Annotated in this window: 21 protein-coding genes and 1 pseudogene; 5 read left to right on the top strand and 17 right to left on the bottom strand. The window is 64.5% G+C overall.

All coding sequences use genetic code 11. From position 1 onward, the window contains the following. Nucleotides 1–3: 3 nt before the first annotated feature. Complete coding sequence (locus A5753_RS07185) at nt 4–1,296, bottom strand: alpha/beta hydrolase (RefSeq protein ID WP_067124996.1); 1,293 nt, start codon at nt 1,294–1,296, stop codon at nt 4–6. A 183-nt stretch (nt 1,297–1,479) separates the two neighbouring features. On the opposite strand from A5753_RS07185, the gene A5753_RS07180 reads away from it, so the two are divergent. Continuing rightward, nucleotides 1,480–1,836 carry a type II toxin-antitoxin system HicB family antitoxin gene (locus A5753_RS07180; RefSeq protein WP_067124993.1) on the top strand — a complete coding sequence of 119 codons (357 nt, stop codon included), beginning with the start codon at nt 1,480–1,482 and terminating at the stop codon, nt 1,834–1,836. A gap of 4 nt (nt 1,837–1,840) precedes the next feature. Here A5753_RS07180 and fdxA read toward each other — a convergent pair whose 3' ends face one another. Further along, nucleotides 1,841–2,167: a ferredoxin gene (gene fdxA, locus A5753_RS07175; protein ID WP_066871453.1), complete on the bottom strand. Its 327-nt coding sequence runs from the start codon at nt 2,165–2,167 to the stop codon at nt 1,841–1,843. Nucleotides 2,168–2,455: 288 nt separating this feature from the next. Between fdxA and A5753_RS07170 the strand changes: the two genes are divergently transcribed. Further along, the gene (locus A5753_RS07170; RefSeq protein ID WP_067124990.1) at nt 2,456–3,406 is read left to right on the top strand and encodes a LysR family transcriptional regulator; all 951 of its coding nucleotides are present in this window, start codon (nt 2,456–2,458) and stop codon (nt 3,404–3,406) included. Here the strand turns inward: A5753_RS07170 and A5753_RS07165 are convergent. The 3 genes from A5753_RS07165 to A5753_RS07155 form a co-directional block, all read right to left on the bottom strand. Next, nucleotides 3,403–4,119 (bottom strand): sirohydrochlorin chelatase, encoded by a 717-nt coding sequence (locus A5753_RS07165; protein WP_067124987.1) that lies wholly within the window; start codon nt 4,117–4,119, stop codon nt 3,403–3,405. The genes A5753_RS07170 and A5753_RS07165 overlap by 4 nt on opposite strands. A 7-nt stretch (nt 4,120–4,126) precedes the next feature. Continuing rightward, nucleotides 4,127–5,794 carry a nitrite/sulfite reductase gene (locus tag A5753_RS07160; protein ID WP_067124984.1) on the bottom strand — a complete coding sequence of 556 codons (1,668 nt, stop codon included), beginning with the start codon at nt 5,792–5,794 and terminating at the stop codon, nt 4,127–4,129. A gap of 249 nt (nt 5,795–6,043) precedes the next feature. Further along, nucleotides 6,044–7,429 carry an FAD-binding oxidoreductase gene (locus tag A5753_RS07155; RefSeq protein ID WP_067124981.1) on the bottom strand — a complete coding sequence of 462 codons (1,386 nt, stop codon included), beginning with the start codon at nt 7,427–7,429 and terminating at the stop codon, nt 6,044–6,046. Between the two features lie 268 nt (nt 7,430–7,697). Here A5753_RS07155 and A5753_RS07150 point away from each other — a divergent pair, with 268 nt between their 5' ends. Next, nucleotides 7,698–9,173, top strand: a complete 1,476-nt coding sequence (locus A5753_RS07150; RefSeq protein WP_067124978.1) for a serine/threonine-protein kinase — start codon at nt 7,698–7,700, stop codon at nt 9,171–9,173. On the opposite strand, the gene A5753_RS07145 is transcribed toward A5753_RS07150, so the two are convergent. Next, nucleotides 9,174–9,653 carry a DUF1707 domain-containing protein gene (locus A5753_RS07145; RefSeq protein ID WP_067124975.1) on the bottom strand — a complete coding sequence of 160 codons (480 nt, stop codon included), beginning with the start codon at nt 9,651–9,653 and terminating at the stop codon, nt 9,174–9,176. A gap of 63 nt (nt 9,654–9,716) precedes the next feature. On the opposite strand from A5753_RS07145, the gene A5753_RS07140 reads away from it, so the two are divergent. Beyond that, on the top strand, nt 9,717–10,325 hold the full coding sequence (locus A5753_RS07140) for a TetR/AcrR family transcriptional regulator (RefSeq protein WP_067124972.1): 609 nt from the start codon (nt 9,717–9,719) through the stop codon (nt 10,323–10,325). 4 nt (nt 10,326–10,329) lie between these two features. On the opposite strand, the gene A5753_RS07135 is transcribed toward A5753_RS07140, so the two are convergent. After that, a complete protein-coding gene (locus A5753_RS07135) occupies nt 10,330–11,598 on the bottom strand; it encodes a cytochrome P450 (RefSeq protein ID WP_067124969.1) in 1,269 nt (422 codons plus the stop codon). Nucleotides 11,599–11,745: 147 nt separating this feature from the next. On the opposite strand from A5753_RS07135, the gene A5753_RS07130 reads away from it, so the two are divergent. Continuing rightward, nucleotides 11,746–12,198, top strand: coding sequence for a VOC family protein (locus A5753_RS07130; protein ID WP_067124966.1), 453 nt, complete (start codon nt 11,746–11,748; stop codon nt 12,196–12,198). Nucleotides 12,199–12,422: 224 nt separating this feature from the next. Here the strand turns inward: A5753_RS07130 and A5753_RS07125 are convergent, their stop codons facing one another. From A5753_RS07125 to A5753_RS07085, 10 genes and pseudogenes are all read right to left on the bottom strand, one after another. Then, nucleotides 12,423–14,801, bottom strand: coding sequence for a PolC-type DNA polymerase III (locus tag A5753_RS07125; protein ID WP_067124963.1), 2,379 nt, complete (start codon nt 14,799–14,801; stop codon nt 12,423–12,425). Between the two features lie 102 nt (nt 14,802–14,903). Then, nucleotides 14,904–15,050: pseudogene (locus A5753_RS25145) on the bottom strand (DUF4236 domain-containing protein); the annotation flags it as partial. A 31-nt stretch (nt 15,051–15,081) separates the two neighbouring features. Continuing rightward, nucleotides 15,082–15,495: a DUF3761 domain-containing protein gene (locus A5753_RS25105; RefSeq protein WP_082971198.1), complete on the bottom strand. Its 414-nt coding sequence runs from the start codon at nt 15,493–15,495 to the stop codon at nt 15,082–15,084. Nucleotides 15,496–15,667: 172 nt separating this feature from the next. Continuing rightward, nucleotides 15,668–17,227 carry a serine/threonine-protein kinase gene (locus A5753_RS23665; protein ID WP_082971197.1) on the bottom strand — a complete coding sequence of 520 codons (1,560 nt, stop codon included), beginning with the start codon at nt 17,225–17,227 and terminating at the stop codon, nt 15,668–15,670. Between the two features lie 372 nt (nt 17,228–17,599). Further along, nucleotides 17,600–19,174 (bottom strand): MCE family protein, encoded by a 1,575-nt coding sequence (locus tag A5753_RS07110; protein ID WP_067125317.1) that lies wholly within the window; start codon nt 19,172–19,174, stop codon nt 17,600–17,602. A 2-nt stretch (nt 19,175–19,176) separates the two neighbouring features. Beyond that, entirely contained in the window at nt 19,177–20,391 is a 1,215-nt protein-coding gene (locus A5753_RS07105) for an MCE family protein (protein ID WP_067124953.1), read from the bottom strand. After that, on the bottom strand, nt 20,388–21,725 hold the full coding sequence (locus A5753_RS07100; RefSeq protein WP_067124951.1) for an MCE family protein: 1,338 nt from the start codon (nt 21,723–21,725) through the stop codon (nt 20,388–20,390). Before A5753_RS07100 ends, A5753_RS07105 begins: the two co-directional genes overlap by 4 nt. Continuing rightward, complete coding sequence (locus A5753_RS07095; RefSeq protein ID WP_067125313.1) at nt 21,722–22,786, bottom strand: MCE family protein; 1,065 nt, start codon at nt 22,784–22,786, stop codon at nt 21,722–21,724. The genes A5753_RS07100 and A5753_RS07095 overlap by 4 nt, the downstream gene beginning before the upstream one ends. After that, nucleotides 22,786–23,811, bottom strand: coding sequence for an MCE family protein (locus A5753_RS07090; RefSeq protein ID WP_067124948.1), 1,026 nt, complete (start codon nt 23,809–23,811; stop codon nt 22,786–22,788). Before A5753_RS07090 ends, A5753_RS07095 begins: the two co-directional genes overlap by 1 nt. Beyond that, nucleotides 23,808–25,079 carry an MCE family protein gene (locus tag A5753_RS07085; RefSeq protein WP_067124945.1) on the bottom strand — a complete coding sequence of 424 codons (1,272 nt, stop codon included), beginning with the start codon at nt 25,077–25,079 and terminating at the stop codon, nt 23,808–23,810. The genes A5753_RS07090 and A5753_RS07085 overlap by 4 nt, the downstream gene beginning before the upstream one ends. Nucleotides 25,080–25,103 lie beyond the last annotated feature (24 nt).

Here is a 25,103-nt window from a genome sequence, read left to right as displayed (position 1 = left end):
CGATTACGACACCTCGGGCGCCGCAACCACGTCGGCCCGTAGGTGCGCGGCGTAGATTTCGGCGAGGAATCGCTCGATGGCCACCGCGGTGTGGGCGGCGCGGACCGAGCCGAAGATGTCGAAAGCGTGTTGGGTGAGCGGTAATTCGGCGTACACCACTGGCTGCGCGCTGACCTGTCGGAGTCGCTCCACGAATGTGCGGGCTTGCTCGACGTAGGCCAGCGAATCGTTGGTGCCGTGCAGGACGAAGAACGGGGGAGCGTCGGCACTCACGTGGTTGACCGGTGACGCGGCCTCGAACGTCTGCAGATGTATGGAGGGCTTTTGCTTGATGATCGACTTGATCAGCAGCGCCGGCATCATCGGATGAAGCGTCTTGTCGAACCGGGTGAAGTCGTAGATGCCGTAGAGCGGCACCGCCGCCTGCACCCTGGTGTCGGCGTCCTCGAATCCCGGTTGAAACTGCGGGTCATTCTGCGTCAGCGCGGCCAGCGCCGTCAGGTGCCCGCCGGCCGAACCGCCGGTGATGACGACGAAGTCGGGGTCGCCGCCGTACTCGGCGATGTGCTCCTTGACCCAGGCGAGGGCACGCTTGACGTCGACGATGTGGTCGGGCCACGTGTTGCGCGGGCTGTGCCGGTAGTTGGCCGCCACGCAGACCCAACCCAGCTCGGCGAGGTGGCTCATCAACGGATGAGCTTGTCCGCGTTTGTTTCCCGTCGTCCAGGCGCCGCCGGGGATCTGGAAGAGCACCGGCGCCTTGCCGGCCGGGTCGAGGTCGGGGCGTCGCCAGATGTCCAGGTGGTTGGCGCTGCCGAATTCGCCGTAGCTGATGTCGGAGTCGTGGGCGTAGTCGCGGTAGATCCGCAGCATGCGCACCAGCCCCGGGGTCTTGGCGGTGCCACCGCCGGACGGCCGTCGCCAGAGGCCGCCCGACTCGGTGAGTCGGTCGGCTCCCAGGCCGCTGTCCAGCGCCTCGGTCAGGGGCACGTTGGCCCCACGGCCCGCGCGGCTGAGGTTCAGCAGGCCCAGCGCCGAGAGGGCGGCGACGATCCAGGCGGCTATTCGCACGGGCTTGTTTAGGCGGCGGCCGGTCAACGCCAGACCACCGAGCTGGGTCAGCAGCGTTTGCAGCGGCAATTCGGTGACGACGAGCCCGAACATCCACGAAAACAGGGATGGGTATCCGCTGCGCGCCAACGGCCGATAGGCGTTGATGGTGGACGCGGCGGTCACGGCGGTGACTACTAACGACCCTGTTTGCCGGAGGACGTGGATGATTCGAGCTGTCCGCATTGCCTCACCTTACGAAATGTGTATTCGACCCTCTTGGTAGCGCCCGCGCTAGCGGATTCGGGATGGACACATTGGTTCCGGAGAGCCTTCCGGCTTGGGCGTCGCCGTGAACAACCGGCGTCACCTCTCCGCTGGGGATAAGTGACTCGCGAAACCGCTAGCGCCCGTGCTACCAACCCCGGCGTGAACCACTACACCTACCGCGTCGGATGGTCGCCGTACCACGGCCAGTACGTTGGCGCCTGTCTGGAATTGCCGTTCATGCGCTACGGAGCGCCGACCGCGCAAGAGGCCATCGAGGCGGTCGAGACGGCCGTCGACCGGCACATCGAAATCATGCGGAATACCGGCGAAACGCTGCCGACCCCGATGGCGGACCGCAACTACAGCGGCACGATCGTGATCAGGACGTCCCCGGAGTTGCACAGCCGCCTCGCCGTCGAAGCGGCCGAACAGCAGGTCTCGATGAACCAGTGGGTGGTTCAGAAACTCTGCGGACGGCGGCCAACCGATACCTTCGGGCTCTCCGGATGGGACTAGAAGGCTACGAGGCCTCTGCTCGGCTCTCCAGTTCCTTGACCGGGGCCGGGTCGTTTTCGGTCAGCCCGACCTTCGCCGCGCCGCCCGGCGAACCGAGCTCGGTGAAGAAGTCGGCGTTGATCTGCAGGTATTGGCTGTGCTCATCGGGCAGGTCGTCTTCGTAGAAGATGGACTCGACCGGGCATACCGGCTCGCAGGCACCGCAGTCGACGCACTCGTCGGGGTGGATGTAGAGCATCCGGGCGCCCTCGTAGATGCAGTCGACGGGGCATTCCTCGATGCACGCCTTGTCTTTGATGTCGACACAGGGTTCGGCGATCACGTAGGCCACGAGTGATGTCCTTCCTTCTGGCTAGCGGGGTCAGCCGGCTGCGAGCAGTCAAACACGGTCTGGCTGGCTAATTTAGCGCGACGGCGCCCGCGCGGGCTACCGGCCTCTTGGTTGAAGCGATCCGTAACCCGCAAAAGAGCGGGGCCCGGGCTGCGGGTTCCGAACCTGGTGGACTGCACGCCTCATGTGACCGATCGTTCAGGTTCGGGCGGGGCGTGAGTAGAGGTTTGGTGTTGTGGTGTCACAAGCTATAGTTGTGTCACATGATTTGATTGTGAGCTGCCGCCCATGCCGCTGAGCCCTCGGTTGCCCGACCTCGCCTCGTTCGAGGCGTTCCTAGCGATCGCCGAGACGGGCAGCCTCGGGCGCGCCGCGCGCGAACTCGGGCTCACCCAGCAGGCGGTATCCCGGCGTCTCGCCACCATGGAGGCCCAGATCGGCGTCACCCTGGCCGTTCGGACGACGCGCGGTTCGCAACTGACGCCCGCGGGCGTGATCGTCGCGGAGTGGGCGACCCGCCTGCTCGAGGTCGCCGGCGAGATCGATGCGGGTCTGGGTTCGCTGCGAAAGGAAGGCCGCGAACGCATCAGGGTGTCGGCCAGCCAGACGATCTCCGAACAACTCATGCCGCGCTGGCTGCTGTCCCTGCAGGCCGAGGCGACGCGGCACGGCGATACCGCTCCCCAGGTGATCCTGACCGCCACCAACAGCGACCACGCCATCGCCTCTGTCCGCGATGGCAGCGCCGACCTAGGCTTCGTCGAAAACCCTGGTACGCCAAAGGGGTTGAGCAGTTGTGTGGTGGGGGGCGACGAGCTGGTGATCGTGGTGCCGCCGGACCACAAGTGGGCGCGACGCGGACGGGTGGTGACCGCGCGCGAACTCGCGCAGACGCCGCTGGTTGCCCGCGAAATGCATTCGGGCATCCGTGATTCGCTCACGGCCGCGTTGCGCAAGGTGCTCGGCGAGGATATGGAACAGGCCGCGCCCGTGCTGGAGTTGACCTCCGCGGCGGCGATGCGCGCCGCCGTGCTCGCCGGTGCGGGGCCGGCGACCATGAGCAGGCTGGCCGTCGCCGACGACCTAACGGACGGCCGCCTGCACGCGGTGGACATTCCGAAGTTGGACCTCCGCCGCAAGTTTCGGGCCATCTGGATCGGCGGACGCACGCCACCGCCGGGAGCGATCCGCGACTTGCTCAGCCACATCACCAGCCGCACGGCGGCGTGGAAAGGTTAGGCCGCGGCGTCCTCGGCGAACGCCTCGTCGTAGCGGTCGAGCACGGTCTCGGCCACCAGCCGGTGAGCGCCCAGCGGTTCGGCCATGGGAATGCGGTTGTCGCGGGCGAAGTTTGACACCCCGTCGGTGATCAGGCCGGGCGCCAGGAACCAGGGTGCGATGACGAGCCGGCGCGCGCCGCGGCGGCGCAGCTGGTCGGCGGCGCGGGCCACCGATGCTTCGGGTCTGGTGGCGAATGCCGTTGTAGCACCAGCCCATTGGGTGCCTGCGGCGAGCCTGGCCGCGATTTTGGAGGTGCGCGCATTGGCGGCGAGGTTCGACGAACCGATCGCCACGACCAGCACCCCGAGATCGTCGTCGAGCGGGGAGACCCCGACCTCGACGAGTCGTTCGCGCAGCACCGCGACCAGTCGCTCGTCTTCACCGAGCACATCGGCCTGCCGGATGCCGTGGGCGCCTGCGTCGGCGATCTGTTTGGGGATGTCCAGGCGCGCGTGGTAGGCGCTGGCCAGCAGCAAGGGGGTGACCACCGCGCGGCGGTTGTCCGGCAAGCCGGCCAGCACGTCGGCAAAGCTCGGAGTGTTGAGCTCGAGGAAGGCCGGCCGCACGTCGAGGTCGGGCCGCATTGTTGCCAGGCGGTCGGCGATGGCCTCGGCATTGGTGCCCGACCGGGGGTCGCGACTGCCGTGTGCGGTGAGTACGAGTGTGTTCATCGCTGCCTCAGCGCAATTCGTCTTCGTCGGCGCGCAGCGCCCAGGACGCGAAGGTTTCGCCGTCGTGGCGTCCGTCGAGGTATTTGCGGGTCACCCGGTCGATGTAGTCGCCCAATTCGGCGCTGGTGACCTTGTGCTGGCGCAGCTTTCGGCCGAAGCCGCTCTGCTCGCCCAGGCCGCCGCCGAGGTGCACCTGGAAACCCTCGACCGAGTTACCCTCGCCGTCGTCGATCCATTGACCCTTGAACCCGATGTCGGCCACCTGAATTCGGGCGCACGAGTTCGGGCATCCGTTGAGATGCACGCTGATTGGCAGGTTGAGCTTGGAATCGACGTCGGCCAGGCGCTGTTCCAGTTCGGGCACCAAAGTCTGTGCCCGAACCCGGGTCTCGGCGAACGACAGCTTGCAGTACTCGATTCCGGTGCACGCCATGGTGTTCTTGCGCCACGACGACGGCCGCGACGGCAGGCCCAGCGCTTCCAGCCCCGCGACCAGTTCGTCGACCTTGTCGTCGGCGACGTCGAGAATGACCAGCTTCTGAAACGGCGTCCACCGCGCCCGGTCGGAGCCGGCCTTCCCCATGAGGTCGGCCACGGCCGACAGGGTGGTGCCCGATACGCGCCCGACGATCGGCGCGACGCCGACAGCGTTGAGGCCGTTCTTGATCCGCTGCACCCCGACGTGGTCGACGGTGTGCTCGACCGGCGCGGGCGCCGGTCCATCGATCAGCCGGCGGTTCAGGTACTCCTGTTCGAGAATTTCACGGAATTTTTCTACGCCCCAGTCCTTGACCAGGAACTTCAGCCGGGCCTTGGCGCGCAGCCGGCGGTAGCCGTAGTCGCGGAACAGCTGGGTGACGCCCTCCCAGACGTCGGCCACCTCGTCCAGCGGAACCCACACGCCAAGCCGCTGGGCAAGCATCGGGTTGGTGGACAGGCCGCCGCCCACCCACAGGTCCAGACCGGGGCCGCGTTCGGGGTGGTTGACGCCGACGAACGCGATGTCATGCGTTTCGTGGGAGACGTCCTGCAGGCCGGAGACCGCCGTCTTGTACTTGCGGGGCAGGTTGGCGTACTCGGGATTGTTCAGCGAGCGCCGCACGATCTCGTCGATCGCGGGTGACGGGTCAAGGATTTCGTCGAGCGAGTCACCGGCCAGCGGCGAACCGTGGATGCCGCGCGGGCAGTCACCGCACGCCTCGGTGGTCTGCAGGCCCACAGAATCGAGCCGACGCCAGATCTCGGGCACGTCCTCGATTCGGACCCAATGCAGCTGCAGGTTTTCCCGGTCGCTGATGTCGGCGGTGTCGCGGGCGAACTCGGTCGAAATCTGACCCAGCGTGCGCATGGTGTGTGCGGTCATCGCCTTGCCGTCGGAGCGGACCCGCATCATGAAATACTTGGCTTCGATCTTGTCGGTGTTCTCGTCGCCGGTCCAGCTGCCGTCGTAGCCCTGCTCACGCTGGGTGTAGAGGCCCATCCAACGGAACCGCCCGCGCAGGTCGTCCTTGGCGATGCTGTCGAAGCCCTGCTTCGAGTAGACGTTGATGATGCGGTCGCGCACGTTGAGCGGCGCGTCGTCGCTTTTGAACTGTTCGGCGTGGTTGAGCGGTTCGCGATCGCCCAGCGCCCACTGACCGTCGTTGCGAGTCTTGACGGGACGTGCGGTGGTCATGTGGCGTTCTCGTTCCTTTGGCGGATTTGGCCTCAGATGGGGCCGATCTGCGGCCCTCGGGCCGCGGCGCCGCGATGATGTGGGGTCTGTAGGCACCCGCAAGTTCGTCGTTGGACCCACGGGTCGCGATTTCCATGGTGCACTACTTACAACGGCGCCAGTAGAGGTCATATGTTGTGAAGGCACAACTGTGCGTTGTGTGCGCTGCTTCACTTACCGTGACCGCGATCACCCTGGAGTCCAGTGGAATTACGTGTCGCCCGAAGCGAACGCGACGTCGGGATTGAGAATGCCCGCCGGGTCGAAGCTCGCCTTGATGCGGCGCATCAGGTCGACTTTGACCGGGTCCTCGAGCTCCACAAAGTACGCGGCCTTGGCGCGGCCCAGGCCGTGCTCGCCGGAGATCGCGCCGCCCAATTCCATTGCCAACGCGAAGATGTCGGTCAGCAGCTTCTTTCGGATGGCAGGGTCCGGGCAGAAGATGGCCAGGTGCACGTTGCCGTCACCGGCGTGTCCGCAGCCCGCCGCCGCACCTCCGGCCGCGGCCGCCAGACCGCGCGCGCCGGAGAGGAACTTGGGCATTGCGCCGCGCGGCACGACGGCGTCGATGAGGTCGTCGGCGTTGAGCGCCTTGAGCGTCCAGAATGCCTTCTCGCGTGCCTCGATGAGCTTGCGCGCCGAGCCGCCCTCGAGCACGTAGGCGTCCACGGCACCCAGCTCGGCGAGCAGTTCGCCGGTCTTCTCGACGTCCTCGTCCAGCCGGTCAGGGGTCCGATTCTCAAGCGCCACAACCAGATAGGCCTGACAAGTGTCGCGGATGTTATCGGGTACGCCCAGCTCGAGATTCTGGGTATGGACCAGCGCGGCCATCGTCACATTGTCGACGTACTCCAGAATGTAGGGCGCCAGGCCGCTGGCGAGGATGTTGGGCACCGCCTGCATGACCTGGTCGAAGTCGGAGAACGGGGCGAGCACGGTGGCGCTGTGGTCGAGCCGCGGATGCAGCTTGACAATTACCTCGGTGGCCAGGGCCAAGGTGCCTTCCGAGCCGACGATGAGCTGGGTCAGGTCGTAACCGGTGGAGACCTTCGCGATCTTGCCGCCGGTGCGGATCAGCTCGCCGGTGGGCAGCGCCGCCTGCAGCCCGAGCACGTTGTGGCGGGCGATGCCGTATTTGACCGCGCGCATGCCGCCGGCGTTGGTGCCGACGTTGCCGCCGACGCTGGAGGACAGCTCGCCCGGATGCACCATGTACCGCAGTCCGGAGCCGGCGGTTGCGTCGTCGAGTTCGGTGAGCGTCACCCCGGGTTCGACGACAGCGACCTGGTTGGTGACGTCGACCTCAAGCACGGCGTTCATGCGCTCGAAGGAGATCAGCAGCCCGTCCGCGCGGGGGATCGCGGCGCCCGACAAGCCGGTGCCCGAGCCGCGGGCCGTCACCGGCACGTGGGTTTCCGTCGCTACTTTAAGTAGCTGAGCGACTTCGTCGGCGGTCGCGGGTTTGGCCAGGTATGCCGGTCTTTGCGGCGGTTTGGTGAGCACCTCGTCGTGCGAATAGTCCTCGGAAATTGCCTCACCCGTAAGCAAGTTGTGCTCGCCGACGATCTCCGCGAACTGCGCCGTCATGTCGGTCATCGAAGGCCTCACCTTCTTACGTGCCGGACAGTTACTCACTGTATCGGCGGCGTGGCTCGCGATCGCGGTCTGACTGCGAGCGCCGACGCGGCTAGGGTGGGGGGCTGGCGCGGTTTTGTGCAGGCTGGTCCTGCTGGCCAGTTGGCCGGCGAACGATAGCTGCCAGCAGCGGTGTCTCGGTGTAGCGACACGCGTGAGGCTGCGCACGTTAGGTCAAAGCCCAATTCGGGAACTCGCGGGCTGGACTGTCTTGAGAAAGGATTGCGCAGTGACCTCCTCGTCCCGCGGTTCGCGGCTCGGTACCCGGTTCGGGCCGTACGAGCTGCGCTCACTGATCGGTGCCGGGGCAACGGGCGAGGTCTACCGCGCGTACGACACGGTTAAGGATCGGATGGTCGCGCTCAAGCTATTACGTGGCGAGACGGCGGCGGACCCTGGCTTCCAGCAACGGCTTTGGCGCGAGTGCCGGAAGGTGACGCGACTGCAGGAGCCGCATGTCCTGCCGCTGCATGACTTCGGCGAGATCGACGGCGTGCCCTTCATCGACATGCAGCTGATCGACGACGGCGGCAGCCTCAAGGATTTGCTGCGCGAACAGGGTGGGCTGGAACCGTCGCGCGCGGCATCAATCACCGCGCAGGTGGCGCGCGCGCTGGACGCCGCGCATGCCGGTGGGCTGGTGCACCTCGACGTCAAGCCCGAGAACATCCTGCTCACCCACGACCACTTCACCTACCTTGCCGACTTCGGCATCGCCCAGGCCGCGGGCGACGAAAACATCTCGCGGACCTACATGGCGCCCGAGCGATTCACCACCGGACGCGTTGGACCGCAGACCGACGTCTACTCGTTGGCGTGCGTGCTCTACGAATGCCTCACCGGCCAACCGCCGTTCGAGAGCGAGGACGCGGGGGAGCTGAAACGCGCGCACATCTTGGCGCCGGCGCCCCGGCCCAGCATCATGCGCCGCGGCGTCGGCCGGGAGTACGACGACATCATCACCCAAGGCATGGCCAAACAGGGCGCGGCGCGATTCGCGTCGGCGGGGGAGCTTGCCCGGGCCGCCAGCGAGGCGGTGTTCGCGGCGTACGAACCGGTGGGTGCCGCGGCGAGCGGACCCTTGAAGACGCGCCCGTTACCCACCGTCTCGTTCGCAGAACTCGACGAGCCCGCTGACAGCCTCCCCCAGCTGCCCGCCGCGTCAAGGCCCCCGTGGCGTTGGCCGGCGATCGGTCGCATGCCGGTCGTGGTTGCTGCGGTGGCGGCGGTCGTGCTGATCGCCGGGCTGGTGTTGTCGGTGAATCTTGTTGGTGCAACTCATCACAACGGTCCGGCCTCCCCGCCGTTGTCGACTGCACAGGCGGCACCTCCGGCCCCGACGACCTCGCCGGCGCCGCTGACGCCGACGCTGTCGCGCCCGGTGAAGGGCGCCGACGGGTTGGGGTTCGTGGGCGAGACGGCGCGGTGCGATCCGGGCAACCCGCCGGCCGCCGTGGTGCGAACCGCCAAGTCACTGGCGGTGGTGTGTAAAAACCTCAGCGGCACTTACTACTATCGCGGCGAGCGCATTCGCGACGGTGCCCACATCGAGCTCTCCAATGCCGAACGGGCCGAGGACGGGTTCGATGTCACCAATCCGGTCGACGGCGTCGTCTACGAGGTTCGCCCGAACCGGCTGCGGATCATCAGTTACGGCCACGTGGATTCGTCGGAGCCCGTGCTGCAATTCGCTACGGCGACGTAATCACCACGGGCGCAAGCTGTCTCGGCGGTTTATGGCCGGAAGCATTGGTAACCAATGCCTTTGCTTGGTGCCCGGTATGGATAAAGCGTGGCTGACGAGTCCGATTCCCGCGCCGAGGATGGGCCAGATCGGCCAGAAGTAGGTCGCGTTGGTCGTCATGGCGACCGCTGCCCAGATGGTGAGCACGATGACGCACATGGCGAGGTACGCGTAGACGTGGGCGCGCACCCCGCGCCGAGCCGCGGCGACGCGAGCCGCACGCCGGCGGGGATCGTGACGCCGGATGCGATCGACCGGCAGGCCCGCGGTGAGCCCGCTTAGTTCTTCGGCCGTGTGCGTCTGGAACACCGTTTGCAGTCGTTGGTCGTACTCGTCCACCTGCAGGTAGCCCTGGGCGAGCGCCTGACCGAGTAGATCGGCGGTTTTCTCCCGGTCGCGGGTGCCGGCGAGCGTGGATGTGGTTTCAGGCAGATTCGACATTTTGCCTCCTGGGTCGCCGATGTGAATAGCATTAACATAGATCATAATGTTAATGTCGTCAACATGTCAGCCAATCGGTCGACCGCCAGCCGGCGTCAGACCTATCACCACGGCGACCTCAAACGCGCGCTGACCAGCGCCGCGCTAGCGCTGGTCGCCGAGAAGGGGCCGAAAGGGTTCACTCTCACGGAGGCGGCGCGGCGCGCCGGCGTCAGCGCCGCGGCTCCGTACCGGCATTTCGCCGACAAAGCCGAGCTGCTGGCTGCCGTCGCCGAACAGGGATTCCAGGAACTGCACGTTGCTTTGGGTGCCGCTGCCGAGCGCGTGTCGGATCCGAGGGAGAGGGTCGTCGAGCTCGGCCGGGCCTATGTGCAATGGGCCATTGCACATCCCGACCACTATCAGGTGATGTTCGGCGCGGAGTCGCTGAAGGCCGAGCAGCCGGGCATGGCGGTCGCCGGTGAGCAGGCGTTCGGCGACCTGCTCGATGCGATCGTCACGTGCCAGGAGGCGGGGATCGTCGAGGGTCAGAACCCGCGAGAGGTGGCCGCGCCGCTCTGGTCGCTGGTGCACGGTATCGCGTCGCTTGCCATTGGGGGTCAGCTGGCCGCTGTCGGGATTGTTCAAGCGCCCGACGAACTGATCGCGGGCGTTGTGGCTCAGGTGCTTTGAGCGATTACCATGGGCGTTCTGTTTTGTGGCTTGTTGCGGGCGTGAAGGTGACCGGGAGCTTGCCCAGCCCGGTCATGCTCGGGTTGCCCAGGTATTGGTGGACGTTCTCGACGTCGACTTGGTAATCGGGGAGGCGGTCGAGGATGGCCTTGACCATCACGGCGGACATGAGCCGGGCCAGGTGCGATCCGATGCAGCGATGGGGCCCCAGCCCGAAGGCGACGTGGCGGTTGGGTGCTCGGTCGAGGATGACCTCGTCGGGGCGGTCGAATTCGTTTTCGTCGTGGTTGGCCGAGAGCCAGCTGATGACGACTTTGTCGTTCTTGCGGAGGCGTTGGCCGGCGAGGACGACGTCGTGAGTGACTGTGCGGCTGAGGGTTTGGTTGACCGAGAAGTAGCGCAGGAATTCGTCGGTGGCGGTGCGGTAGAGCTCGGGGTGCTCGATGAGTTGCTGCCTGATGTCGGGGTGGGTGCCCAGGTGCAGCAGGGTTAGTGCGGTTTGCGAGGTGGTGGTGTCGACGCCGCCGCCGATGAGGTTCCACAGAATGTTGAGCAGTTGCTCGTCGGTGAGGCGCTGGCCGTCGAACTCGAACTGAATCAGGAAACTGGTCAAGTCTTCTCGGGCGCCGGCTCGTCGGTTGGCCGCGAACTCGAGGACCTCTTCCATCATGGCGGGCACTTTGGCGATCGCGTTCGCGTACTCGTCGCTGTCCTGCGAGACGGCCATGACGGAGTGGAAGAGGTTGGCGTATAGGTGCCAATTGTCGTAGGGCAGGCCCATCAGTTTCATGGTGAGGATGGCCGGGACCGGGCTGGCGTAGTCGAGCACCAGGTCCATGTGGCCTTTTGTTATCTGTTGGTCGAGGAACCAGTGGGCGGATTGCTCCATGAACGGCTTAAGCTTCTCGACTGCGCCGGGGGAGAAGAACGGTGCCAGCGCGTGGCGTAGCGCCTGGTGGTAGGGGCCGTCGACCTCGCCGATGCCGAGGGCCGGCTGGCCGTCGGGGCGCGGGACGCCCATCTCGCCTTGATAATCGACGCCATCGTCGGCGTTCGGCTCGTATTTGTGGGCGAAAGTGTCTCCGTTGCGGGCGGTTTGGCTTACGGCGTCGTAGCTGCTGAGGAACCAGAACCCGCCGTAGTTCTCGTTCCACGCCACGGGACATCGCTGCCGCAGGTCGGCGTTGACGGCCAGCTCGTTGAGGTTGAAAGCGCCGGAATGGTGGTCGAAGTCAACGATTGCGTCTGCACTGACGTTCGGACGTGTGGCCATCCAAAAGCCCTCCAACGGAAGGTGATCTGCTCATTCGGCGGTGCGCTTATTATCTTTGCATTATTACCCGTTTAGGCTGCGCGGAGGAAGCGGATTTGAGGTCGGTTGAACGACCGCTTGGGGTCGATTTGCTGCGGAAAGGTTGTCATGACGAGCCATCGGACGGTTTTCAATCACGTTGGGTTATGCGTCACGGACCGCGAGCGGTCGCGCCGCTTCTACGAGGGCCTGCTGGGGTTTCAGTTCTGGTGGGAACTCGACCCGCCCGACGGCCCGACCTCCCAGCTCGTCCGGTTGGCCGAGCCGCTCGGTGTGCATGCGACCTACTTGGTGCGGGACGGCTTGGTGCTCGAGCTGATGGACTACTCGAAGCGTCAGGTTCACGCCGGCGGGGAGCGGGTGATGGATCAGATCGGTCTGACGCACATCTCGTTCTCGGTATCGGATCTTCCCGGCGTGTTGGGGAAGGTTGCGGAGTTCGGCGGAGCGGTGGTTGACGAGACCGTGGGTGAGGCAATGGCGATGATCCGGGATCCGGATGGGCAGCTTTTGGAGTTGCTTTCGGATGGGTGGTTGTCGGCGTTGCCGGCACGACCGTAGGCAGAAGGCTATCTCGAGATGCGGTAAGTGGTTTGCCGAACTGTTGACGACTGAGTTCATCAATTTCCGCCGGCTGTAACTCGGGCACCACGTTATGAGCCGCAATGGCGGCGATGTCCCTGCCGCTTCGAGCGCATTGGGTTGGACCGCGCGGACACCAAGGATTATGCCGACGCAAATTCCGTCGCGATGACGACGCCCGCGTGCGTATACGGGTTACCTGCTTAGTAGTTGTTATACAGAGGTGGTGGGTCGTAATCGAGTTCAGTAGGCCGCCATGTCGGTCGCCAGTACTCATCACGTGCCATGCGCTGAGCGGCACGCTCGTCATCGGCGTGTTGTCGTTCCAAAGCTTTTTTCTCGGCGTCGCGGATAGCTTCGTCGAGTCGTTGCCGTGCGAGCCCAGGAGCCAGCATCGGTACTTGGTGAGTGCGGGCGGCACGGTGGGGTGCGTCATTAGCATCCGGTGTGGCGGTCGCTACCCAGGCGACCGACTTGGTGATGTTTCTAGCGATGCTTGCTCCGTGGTCTTCGGCGCATGCGCGCAGGTCGTCCAGTTCGGGTCCACGACCGAGAATGCCAACTCGAATACCGCGCAGATAGCGTGCTTGCGGCGGCAGTGGCAATTCGCTGCATTGATTGATTGCGGCGTCGATCTCGCTAGCGACGTCTGGCAGCCCTAATTCGTCGGCGAGGAACCACATTTGGCGTCGACGACCTGGCGTAAGGGTGGTCCAGTCTCTGTCGGCATCCTCGCCGAATCGCGACTGCCACGCTTCGTAGTGCAACGAACGTAGTTGGGTGCCGTTGAGGCGTGTGCGCCGGGCTTGGCTCGACAGCGCGCTGTCCTCCTCGAGGAGGAGTCGTCCGTCGTCGATGCACTCGTCGACCAAGGTTCGGTAGCGGTCGATTTCGGCTGGCTCGCCGCCACGCGGGGTGGACGATTGCGGAAAGGAATCCAGGAGTGAGGCAACAGAGGCTCTGGTTAGGGGCAGGGGTCGGCAGCTGATCGCGCACGGCTGCGGCGCTGGGAGCGTCGTCGGAGCCGGGATGGCCCCCAAAGTGAGATGCAGTGGTTCTGGCGCGGTTCGCAGCATCCAGAGCAGAACCTTGCGGACGGCGCGCGCGTCACCCAGCGCCGCGTGTTTGGCTTCGGGCCACTCGCCCGTGGCGCTCTTGTACAGCGACATCAGGCTGTAAGCGCGACTATCGAGTTGACGTCGCGCGGCCTGAAGCATGCAAACACCGGTTAACCGGGGCAGCTTGAGGCCATTGCGTTGCGCGGACGATGCAAGGAACCCCGCTTCAAAGTCGAGATTATGTGCGACCACCACCGTGCCGGTCATGAATGCGAATGCCTCGGGAAGGACATGATCGATCATCGGAGCACCGACAAGATCAGTGTCATCGATCTGGTGAAGCATCATCGCATCCGGCGAGGATCCGGGATTATTTACCAGAGTGGCGAATTCGTCGAGAATCTGTCCGTCACCGCGAAACTTCACTAGTCCGATCTCCACGATGCGGTCCGCCAATGGATACAAACCAGTCGTTTCCAGATCGACCGCGGTGAACACCTGGCCCGCGGCGAGGTGGTCGCTGATAGCACGGGTCAACAGCGAGCGCTGGATGAAGCTAGGCGTTGCGGCCGGACGCTCCGGAGCAGGGTGCTGTGTAACGGGCCAAACTGGCGATGCGACCGCTGGCGGTTTTTCCGCACCGGGTGCGGCCTGCGTCGGCGGCTGACCTTGCGCCGGCGCCACCACACGGTGCGTGCCGCCATCTAATTGCGCCGGTGCGGCCGAGATTATCTGCGCGAGCGGTTCCGCGGCGTCGGCGCGCGATATCTGGATCATCCAAAAGAGACCGCTTGCGGAAGTAATGAGAAGTCGTCCGTACAGCATGATCGGAAGCATTCGGTTATTTTTATAACGGCGGTCAGGGCCGCCCTTAACGTTGACGATCTGCCACGTGCGGTCGACTTGAAGGGCGTCTCGGGGTGGGGACGAACTCTCGATAAAACGTTGCTTTTTTTGAAAGGTGCGCAATGCTTGGTAATCGATGTCGCTGTAGCGTTTGCCCTCTCGAATCAAGAGCCGGTCAGGCAGCAGGTAGAGCGCTGAGTTACCGGCGGTGATCGAGGGCACAGCGATATTCGTCGCCAGATGCTTGTTCTTGACCGATGTGCTTGCTGTCGCGGCGATGGTGTTGACGAGCGCGCTGGCCCCGGAGTTCACCTTGAATGCGGAGGTTCCTACCACGTCACCCGACTGAACGATTCGCCGGACTTGCTGTGATTCGATTAGCCAGCGCCACTGAGTTGTCACGGAGTCAAACCACGAGTGCGCATCGTCGTGCACGTCGTAGAAGAGAACCACCGTGCGTCTTGCCTGGTCGTTGAGGTAGAGCCAGATGCAGCCCACGCCGCCGAGAACCCAGACGAGCAAGCCGAATGGCATCGTCAGGAGGCCGAGCAGCAGAAGCGCAATTGCCGTCGGCCACCACCACACGAAACGCGTGGCCGCCGCGTTTAGCTGATCAACCAAATCATCTCGACCGGTAGGCTCCAAACTCGTGGCGGTTGCACCGGTGACGTCTTGCATGACGACGTCGCTAGGGCGGAAAGCAGGTAGTGGGGCCCGAAGCTGTTGGTGTGCCGACGATGACGACGCGTGATGTCCATTCAGCGAGGCCCGGTAATATATTCCGTTGCGGCCCATGTGGATATAGTTGCCGCGCGGCCCTGTGCCGATTCGAAAGCCAGGCACGCCAGCGCTAACGCCCATTCCCGACTTGCTCAGATTGAATCTAAATGGCCCGGCTTTGATGCTTTTCCGGATGTAGAAACTCACGACGCAGTCTCACTTCGACAGACGCAAACGCCTAAGTACGGCTCTCAGGATTCTGTGTTCGGGAACCATCGATCCATACAACCCGTTTGGCATCAATCACGGAGGCTTGCCTGTTAACAGTCTTAAAACTCGATTCACCCACGACGGAGCCGCACGGACACCACTGAGCCACGCCGTGGTGGCCCGAGCAGGTGCCGCTGTGGGTTTGGCTGTGCGAATAACTGCCGTCACGGCACCGGGCCATCGCGCCCACCGAGTTCGCGTCAGGTTTTTCAACACAGCCGGGGCTTTCCCGATCCTGGCCTGCCTGACATTGCGGGAAGGGCAGCGGCGACGTCGCAATCCCGCCTGAAACCGTAATGACCGGTTTCCCGGCGGCAGGCGACGCCGAGCAGATCGCTGCCGTCGTTATGACTGCCGCGCAGACAACCACACGGACCAGCATGGTCCCAACCTCCAAGTTTGGTGACGTTTTAGTCGGTGACGTTGCCCGATTCGTCGATGGGAGCCTAGATGCTCTTGCCCTTACTCACATGAGGAATTGTGAAAATTCCTGCCCTCCGTGGTGAAGCCGCATACGCAACCTATGGGCAACGTCGCGGTCAGGCGACAACTGATCAGTTGTATGCCGTGCTTCCCGGTTCGGGATGCGTCGTGCTGATGAGCTTGGCGGCGCAGTGGTCTCGATCAAATCCGTGGGACCTGCACCATGCCAGTGGACCGCTGGAATCGGCGAAAGTGATGCCGGCGACCGTGACCCAAAAGTCCGCCGCAGAAAATGTTGACCAATCACCCGACCAAAGCAATTTCACGGTGGGATAGCGCTGTCTGAGCTGTAGGTGTTCCTGGAGCGTTCTCGCGTTGTCCCACACAACGCCGTTGTCGACGACGCCAGGACGCTTAGAGCTAAGTTGTGGCACCCAGTGTTCGGCGAGTTGCGCGCTCACGAAGGGCCGGTCGTCATTGGCGATCTCGTGTAGCTGTTGCGCAGGATCCTGTGGTGCAGGTGTCACCGTATTGGGTGATCGAGCCTGAGAAGCGGAGGTTGGGGGCTCGGTCTCATAGGTCGGCACGGGATTGGTGTAAGTGACAGTGGACGCCGTCGAGGACTCCGAGTTGCTTGAATCTCGTTGAGTGCGTACAGCAATGACCAGTCCAACGCCGCCCACTAACAGTGCCACAGCGACCCCTACAACGGTCAGCAAGATCCACTTTCTCGAGATGCCTTGCTCCGCACCACTTGCACCCGCCGGGCTCGTTGCAGGGTAAGGATATTGGGCGTTGAACGGGGGGTAACTCGGAGGCGCACTGGCGTAGTGGGGCGCCAGCAGTGCGTCTGTGCCGGCCGAGGCGGTCAGGCCTGGGTCGATTGCGCGCTTCGCCGCACGTCCTAGCGCTCCGGCACTGCCGTGACGATCATCCGGGTGCTTTGCCATGCCGCGGGCAATCACGTCGTCGAAAGACGCAGGAACGTGCAGATTGACGGCGCTTGGTCGCGGAGGTGGGGACGACAAGTGGGCCCGGATGGCATGCTCCGCGCTGTGAACCGGGAACGGTTTGGCGCCAGTGAGCGCCTCATAAAGTACGCATGCCAACGAGTAGACGTCGACCGCTGAAGTTGCTTCCTCGTCACCGAATCGTTCGGGAGCCATGTAGTCGAAGGTGCCGACCGTGTATCCCGCCATGGTCAGGTGCGTGTCACCTCTCGCTTCGGCGATGCCAAAGTCGACCAGATATGCGAAATCCTCTGGCGTAACAATGATGTTCTGCGGTTTCACGTCACGATGAATCAGGCCTACAGCGTGGGCAGCGTCTAAAGCCGATGCGATCTGCCGGATGATATCGGCAGCGCGCTGCGGTTCAAGGGCACCCTTCTTCAGAATTTCATGCAGCGTCTGGCCCCGAACTAGTCGCATATCGATGTAGAGGACGCCGTTGATCTCGCCCCAGTCATGGATAGGGATGACATGCGGCTCCTGCAGGACTGCGGCGGCGCGGGACTCACGCAGAAATCGAGCACGGAATGTCTCATCATGGGCGTATCTATCGGTGAGTATCTTCAAGGCAACCGTTCTGCCCTTGTTGGTGTCGTAAGCCTCGTACACCTCACCCATGCCGCCCTCGCCAAGCAGCCGCCTGATTTCATATCTGCCGAACTTGCTGCCGACGAGCGACACGACACCCTCCTGCGTTTCATCGCCGCGGCCAGTATCTGACGGACGGGTAGGGCTGCGCAGGGGTTTTACCTAGAAAGGTTGTATTAATTTGATGCTGGCGAGCGTCTCGAACTCGAAGTGGGCAGGTCATCGCAGCAAATCTGGACGTCGCATGCATACCAACTGTGCGCCGATCTACGCCCCAGTCGGCACGCTCAGCGGGAAAGACACACCACCGTTTGGCGACGCCGCTCGTTGACCATGCCTGCAAATATTGACTTTGACGCTCACAGCGGCATCCAATTGCTCGTTGGCAGTTGCTGGGGCAACCACCAGCTTCGGGATGAACGCATCGCGCGAAGCTCAATGCTGACCGCTACCAGCGTCTGAGCTCTAACCGATTAGCATGTCCTTCCACGTCTTCGGCACCTTCGGCCGCACCAAATCCGATTGCCGATACATCTGCCCATCGGGCGCGACATACCGCCCAGTGCGCGGATCGTAATGCAGCACCGCAACGGAAGGCGAGACACCAGAACCGTTGAAGCTGAATGCGCTTGGCGCCGCTGGTGCGGCAGCCGCATCCGGCGCTGTTGGCGGCCGATTGAGCGAACCCGGCGCTGGCGGCCCTGGTGGTGTTCCAGCGGGCGCCGCCCCCGGCGGCAACGGCGTCCCCTCAACCGGACCAAAGATCCTGTCCTCGATTCCGGCCCGGTCATCCGGCGGCAGGCCCTGCGACAGCAGATTCGGATCGAGTGGATACGGCCCCAGCGCGTGCTGCCTCTCCGCCAGAGGCACGTACTCCTTGTCGCTGTTGCAGATTTCGACTGTGGGAGCACGCTTTCCGGGCTTGCCCATACAGGGATAGTTCCGCGCGCCGCGCACGCTGATCGGCGAATCCTGCGGAAGCTTGCAGTAGAGATTGTCGGGGGTGTCGGCCTCGCTCGTGTCGGCGGGAGAGCGCCACTGCGACGGCGGCAGGAACCCCACTGTGCACGCCGGCGGGTCGGCGATGGTCAGCGTGAAGCCGCCGACCGCCAGGCCGGTCGGGTTGTTGGTGACGCCGTAAGACCCGTAGGCCGCGACCGACGGGGGAAGCAGCACCAGCAGCTGTTCCAGCGCCGGGTGGTAGGTCACCCCGATCTGGCCGATGGTGGACAGGTTCGCCAAGAACACCGGCAACGTCGGCTTCAGCTGATCCAGCAATCGCGAAACCTCTTGCTCGAAGCCAGGTCCGGTGTGCAGCAACTTCCGAAACTGCGCATCGTCGGTCACCATCTGATCGGTGAAGCCGGCCAGGTTGTGCGCCCACCGCCGCGTCTTGTCGGCGGTCTGGGCCTGCGCGTCCAGGAACGGCGCGCCGTCATCGACCAGCGCACGGGTGTGGTCGACAACACCGGACGCGTCGCGCGACAGCTTGCTCGACGAGTCGAGCAGCCACTCCAGGTCATAACCCGCGCCGTTGAACGCGGAGAACGACTCGTCGAGCAGCTGCCCGAGTTTGTCTTTGGGGATGCTCTTGACCAATGCGCTGAGCTTGTCCAGCATCGGCCCCACCGGCCGCGGAATGCTGGTGTCTCGCGCGGGGATCACCGACCCGTGGTGCAAGTAAGGGCCTGACTCCGAGCGCGGCACCAGATCCACGTATTGCTCGCCGACGGCGGACATGCTGCGCACCGCGGCGTGCACGTCGGCCGGGACCTTGGGCGAGGGGTCAAGCTGCAGTGTGGCTTTCGCGCCGGCCGCGGTGGGGCCGACTGCGGTGACCTTGCCGATCTGCACGCCGCGATAGGTGACGTTGCTGAAGCGGTACAGCCCGCCGGTATCGGGCAACTCCAGCGTGACGGTGAGCTTGCCGATCCCGAGCAGCGTCGGCACCTGCATGTACTGGAAGAACATGAATGCCATCGCGACCACCGATGCGAGCACAAAGATGGTCAGCTGAATCCGTACGAAGCGCGTCAGCAGCATCAGCCACCGCCCCGCGCCGGTTGGTCCACTGGCGCAATGGGACTCATATCGGGCGCTACAACGGGGGGCGCAGCAGGGGGCGCGCCCGCGGCGGGTGGCGCGCCAGGCGGCGCCGCCACAGGGGGAGTAACGCCGAACCCGAGCGGGTCATAGGTGTAGTTCGAGAACCAGGGATCGCCCGGGGCGGGCACCAGCGGCGCGTTCGGATCGCCCCACCGGGTGCCGGCGAGCAGCGTTCTCTTCAGCCGGGGAATGGTCATGTCGATGACGGCGAAAACGTTGAAGTAGTCGCCCCGCACCGCACGGTCGATGAAGTTCTGCGTGAACGGGAACGTCGGCACGTATCCGAGCACGGTGCTGAGGTCGGGCCCCACTTCGGCCAGCGCCTGGATCGTCGGCTCGAGGTTCTGCAGGTTCTTGACCAGGTCGGCCTGGGTGTCGTTGACCAACCGTGTCGCGGTGTTGCTGAAGACGCGCAGTTTGTCCAGGGCCGCGGTGATGCGCGGGCGTTCGCGGATCAGCACGTCGAGCGCGGGCGGGATTTTGCGCAGCGCCTGGGTGATCACCTCACGCTGTGATGCGAACGTGCTGGCGAGCCGGTTCAACGAATCGATCGACGCAATGATCTTGTCGCGCTGTTGATCCAGGATGCCGACGAATTCGTCGAGGCGCGTTAAGAGTTGGCGCACGTCGGTCTCGTGGCCGGACAACGCTGCGCTGAAGTTGTGGACGATGTCGCCGATCTGGCCCAGCCCACCGGAATTGAGCACCACCGACAGCGCCGATAGCGTCTGCTCGGTCGAGGGATACGACGAGGACCTGTCCAAAGGGATGGTGGCCCCGGGTTGCAGCCGTCCCCGCGGCGGCTGGCCCAGCGGGGGATTTAGCTCGACGTGCATCGAACCTAGCAGGCTGGTCTGCCCCACGGCGGCCACCGCATTCCCGGGGACCACGACGTCGGGCTTGACGGAGACCTCGATGTCGGCGTGATCGTCCTTGACGCGCATCTTGCCGACGCTGCCCACGATAACGTCGGCCATCATCACCGGCGAATTCGATTCCAGCGTGCCGATATTGGCGATTTCTATGTGATAGATGCTGGCGTGGGGTCCGCGGCCGACCGCGCCGGGCAGCGGCAACGAGTTCACGCCCTGAAAGGAGCAGCCACCAATGGCCAGGGCGCACAACACAATACAAAGTCGGAATCTGGTCATGGCGGCGGCGCCCCAAGCCCGGCCGCCGGTGGCTGGCCGCTCGGACCCGGCCGGCTATGGTCGGGCAGCAGCAGGTCCTCCACGCTGTGCGGCGTCGAATCTCCGTTGATGCCGGTGTATGCGGACACCGCCGGCGGCGCCTCGGGCGGCGTCGGCGAAGGCCCTTCAGCGCCGGGCGCCAGACGCGGTTCGGCGTAGATGATCTTTCCGGGAGTTGCGATCTGCTGCAGGATGATATTCGTCGGGATGGGCAGGTAGTTGAGGGTCGCGGTTCGCATCCCCGGGCCGGCGTACTCCGCGCACAGCTTGCCCGTTTCCGCTGCGGTGACATTCGCGACGGCCCCGATGGCGTCGCAGAGGAAATGCACGGGGTTGGACAGGTTGTTGATGATGAAGCTGCCCATGGCCCCTGGCGTGTTGGGGTTGTAGATGTTATAGCCGTTGGAAAATGCGGTGGGCGCGGCGTGCAGGATGTTTTCCACGTCCATCCGGTGGTCGACCAGAACCTGGGTGACGTTGGTCAGCCGTTGGATCTGCTCGGAAGTCTTGTCCCGTGTTCCGGCGACGAAGCGCTGCACCTCACCGACGGCCACCGACAGATTCGACAGCGCCGCATCCAGATCGGACCGGCTGTCGTCGAGCACGCTGCTCAGCGTCGTCAACCGGTTCTGGAACTGCACGATCTGCTGATTGCTGTCGCGCAACGTGGTGACGAACTTCTGCAGGTTCTTGATGATGTCGACGATGTTGCCGCTGCCGTTGGCCAGGATTCGGCTGATCCCGGAAAGCTGCCCGAGGGTCTGGCGCAGCTTTTCCCCGTTGCCGTCCAGCGCATTGGCGGCGGTGGTGATGAAGCGGCTGACCGACGTCGTAGACACATCGCTGATCGGGCCGAGATCGGTTGCAAGCCTCGTCAATTGCTCGGTGACCTGGTCCCACTCGACGGGTATCGCCGTTCGGTCGGTGTCGATCACGGCCCCGTCGCCCATCTTGGGCCCGCCGCCCCGGTGATATGCGGGGGTGAGCTGGACGTAGCGGGCGGACACCAGGTTCTGCGCGACGATGATCGCCTTCGCGTCGGCCGGGATCGACACGGCGCGCTTGATGTGCAGCGTCAACTTGACTCGGCTGGGCTGCGGCTGCACGGAGGCGACGGTGCCGACCTTGACGCCGGAGACGCGAATTTCGTCGCCGGTGTAGATCCCGGTCGCGGAGGGGAAGTAGGCGGTGATCGTCAGCGGGCGAAAGAGCGTCTCGCGCATCAGGAATCCGCTGGCGCCCAAGAGCAGCCCTACCAACAGCGCCGCCACCAGAAGCCGCGTGCGAGCGGTCATCGTGAACCACCCGGAATACCGTTGTGCGGCCAGGGGAACAACGCCCGCGGCATATTCGGGTCGTTGCGGCGGAAGCCGAAGTAGTAATCGAAGAACGGTTGAATCAGCTCAGGTATCGCAAGGTTGGGCACAAAGGCGTTGTAATAGAAGCCGTTCGACACAGACTCACCGGAAGTGATCTCGAACTTCTTCAGACCAGGCAGCGCCTTGGAGAGGTTGTCGCGATTCTTCTCCAGCATGGCCGCAACGGAATTCAGTCGGTCCAGCGTCGGGCTGAGTTTGCTTTCGTTGTCGGCGACCAGTCCGGTCAGCTGCTTAGAGACCGCGGAAACGTTCGCCAGCAGCTCGCTGATCGCGTCGCGTCGCTTGACTAGCGTTTCCAGCAGCACGTTGCCGTCGAGGATCAGCGAGTTGATCCCCTGGCTGTGCTCCGAGAGGATGCCCGTGACATCGGTGGCGCTTTTGAGCAGCGCGTCCAGGGTTTCGCCGCGGCTGTTGATCGCCCGCGAGAGCCGGGTCAGCCCGTCGAAGGTCGGGCCCAGCTGCGGGGCGATCTGGTCGATGGTCGCCGACAGGGCGTCCAGCGATTGGTTGAGGGTGTCGGTGCTGGTGGTCGCCAGGTTCGTGGTCGCGTCCGAAACGGCCTCGGTCAACGAATACGGCGACGACGTTCGCGACAGCGGTATGACCTCCGACGGACGCAACAGGCCGGCGCCGGCGGACTCCAGGGTCAGCACGCGCGCGCCCAGCAGCGAACCGGTGCGAATGTGCGCGGTGGTCAGCGACCCGAGCCGCACCTTGCCGTTGACCCCGAAATCGACCGCCGCATTGCCGTCGTCATCCAGCGAAACCTGCGACACTGTGCCGACGTTGACACCGGAGACCAGGACCTTGTTCCCGGGCAAGAGCCCGCCGGCCTCGGAAAACAACGCGTGGTAACGGATCGTCGTCGCCCAGGACACCAGCCGGTCGGGTGCCAACCCGACCGAGACGACGAGCAGGATCAGCACCGTGCCTATGAAGCCCGATCGAATGAGGTTTGCGCCACGGTATTTCAGCATCAGGGCTCCGCGCACCTTCCCTCTGTTTGCTTCAGCCACGGGTAGACCGCCGTGCGGCCCTGCAAATCGGTGACGCGGAACGTCAGCCCGCAGATGTAATAGTTGACGAAGCTGCCGTAGGCGCCGGTGCGGGCGAGCTTGCGAAAGTTGTTGGGCGCCCGCTGCAATGCATCGTCGAGGCGTCCCTTGCCCTGCTCGAGCAGGGGAGCCAGGCGGTTCAGCTGATCGACCGTCCCCGACAGCGGCGGGCGAGCGGCGCTGAGTAGGTCGGTTACCGAGGCCGTGCCGGTGGCCAGCGCCTGGATCGCGTCCCCGATCGGATCACGATCTTGCGTGAGGTCGGTGACGAGACGCTGCAGGCGTTCGATCGCGCCGGAGAACTGGCTCCCTTGGTCGGAGAGGGTCCGCACCACGGTGTTCAGGTTGTCGATCAGGCTCTCGATGGCCTTATTCTTTCCGGCGACATCGTTGGAGAACGACGACGTCTTCGCCAGCAGCGATTGCAGGGTCTGGCCCTGGCCCTGGAATACCTGCAAGAGGGCGGCGGCCAGGGCGTTGACATCCTGCGGATTTAGGCCCCGGATAACGGGTTTCAGCCCACCCAGCAGCAGGTCAAGATCCAGCGACGGCATCGTGCGGTCGATCGGTATCTGTGACCCCTCAGGCAGCACCCGCATGGAGCCGGGACCGATGATGAGTTCGAGGTAGCGATCGCCCACCAGATTGAGGTACCGCACGGCCGCCCGGGTGCCGGTGGTGAGCGCGACGTCGTCGTCCGCGTCGAAGTCCACCACCACCTTGTTATCCGGCTGCAAAGCGATGCCGTTGACCGTGCCGACCCGAATTCCGGCCACCCGCACCGAATCTCCGGTCTTCAATTGCGAGGCGTCGATGAAGACCGCGGAATAACCGTGGGTCGGGCCATTGCGAAACTGGCCGAAAATGAAGAAGAGAGAGGTCGTCAGCATCAGCATCACGACGGCGAAGATGCCGAACTTCACGATGATGCGGCCGGTGCCGGTCATCCCGGTTGCCCGATCTGTGCGGTGTTGCGCGGCGGTCCATCGAGGGGGCCATACAGGAACTGCTTGAGCCCATCGGAATTCAACACGATGCCCTGTTGTCCGTACTGCCATGGGTTGGCGCCGATGTCGGCAACGTCGAAGGGCGGGAAGGTGTTGTACGCGACCGGCAATTCGTGATCACACTGCGGACCACCCCGGGCCGCCACCTTGGGCAGGTTTTTCGGAAACCGGTAGCGCTCGGAGCCCAGCGTGATGCCACCCAAGACCTCAAGCCCGGGCACTGGTGTGGGCGGCTGCAGGGCCAGGGGGAACATTCCCTTGAGCGAACACGTCAGCGCCTGGTGGTACTCGTTGGTCAGATCGGTCGTGGGCACGAGCAGATGCGTTACCTCGGACAGCTTTTCGCGATTGCTGCCCAAAACGTCGTTGCCGAGGTCGGCCAGCCCGATCGTACTGATCAATAATGCGTCGAGGTTCTGCTGCTCGTCGACGAGTGTTTGGCTGACGCGGGTGGTGCGGTCCGCGACGGTGATCAGATCGGACGCCGTGTCGGCGTAGGCGCTGGACACGTCGGCCGTCGCCTCGATGTCGTGGCTCAGGTTGGGCAGGCTCGGCTCGACCTTGCCGAGAAAAGTGTTCAGGTCGCTGAACATCTGGCCCAGCCGTGCACCGCGTCCGTTGAGTGCGGTGGCCATGGCGCCGAGCGTCTCGTTGAGTTTGGCCGGGTCGATCTTGGCGAGCACCGATGTGAGCTGCTGGAACACCGAGTTGATCTCGACGGTGACGCGGCCGGCATCAAGCACTTGACCGGCGCGCAGGCGCTGCGGCGACGGGCTCTCCGGAGGAATCAGCTGGATGAACTTCGCGCCGAACGCCGTTGTCGCAACGATGTTGACGAGGACGTTATCCGGAATGAGCTGCAGCCGGGACGGGTCGAGGGCCAGATGTATGGTCGCCTGCCCCTCGGGTGAGTCCTGGATGTAGGCGACGCTGCCCACCTGTGCACCGTGCAGCTTGACCTTGGCTCCCGGGGTCATCATCAAGCCCGCCCGCCCGGCGACCACCGTCACCGGCACGCTTTGGGTGAAGCCGCCGCGGAACTGGGTCACCGCGAGGGTGACGACCGCAGCGGCGACGATGACGGTCAGCAATCCCGCGAGCGGGCGCGCGTAGACGTGTCGAAACGTGGCGCGGGGGTCGACGGCCGCAGGCGGGAGAGGCGAAGGCGCTGGGAGTCCTGCCGGGACGGCCTGGATTCGTCTGGTCACCTAGGCCCCTTCACCGCAGCAAGG

Origin of the sequence: Mycobacterium sp. 852002-51971_SCH5477799-a (genome assembly GCF_001667145.1) — a bacterium.
Taxonomy (GTDB): Bacteria; Actinomycetota; Actinomycetes; order Mycobacteriales; family Mycobacteriaceae; genus Mycobacterium.
Note: the sequence above shows the minus strand (reverse complement) of the source record. Positions and strands in the feature narration are given on the sequence as shown.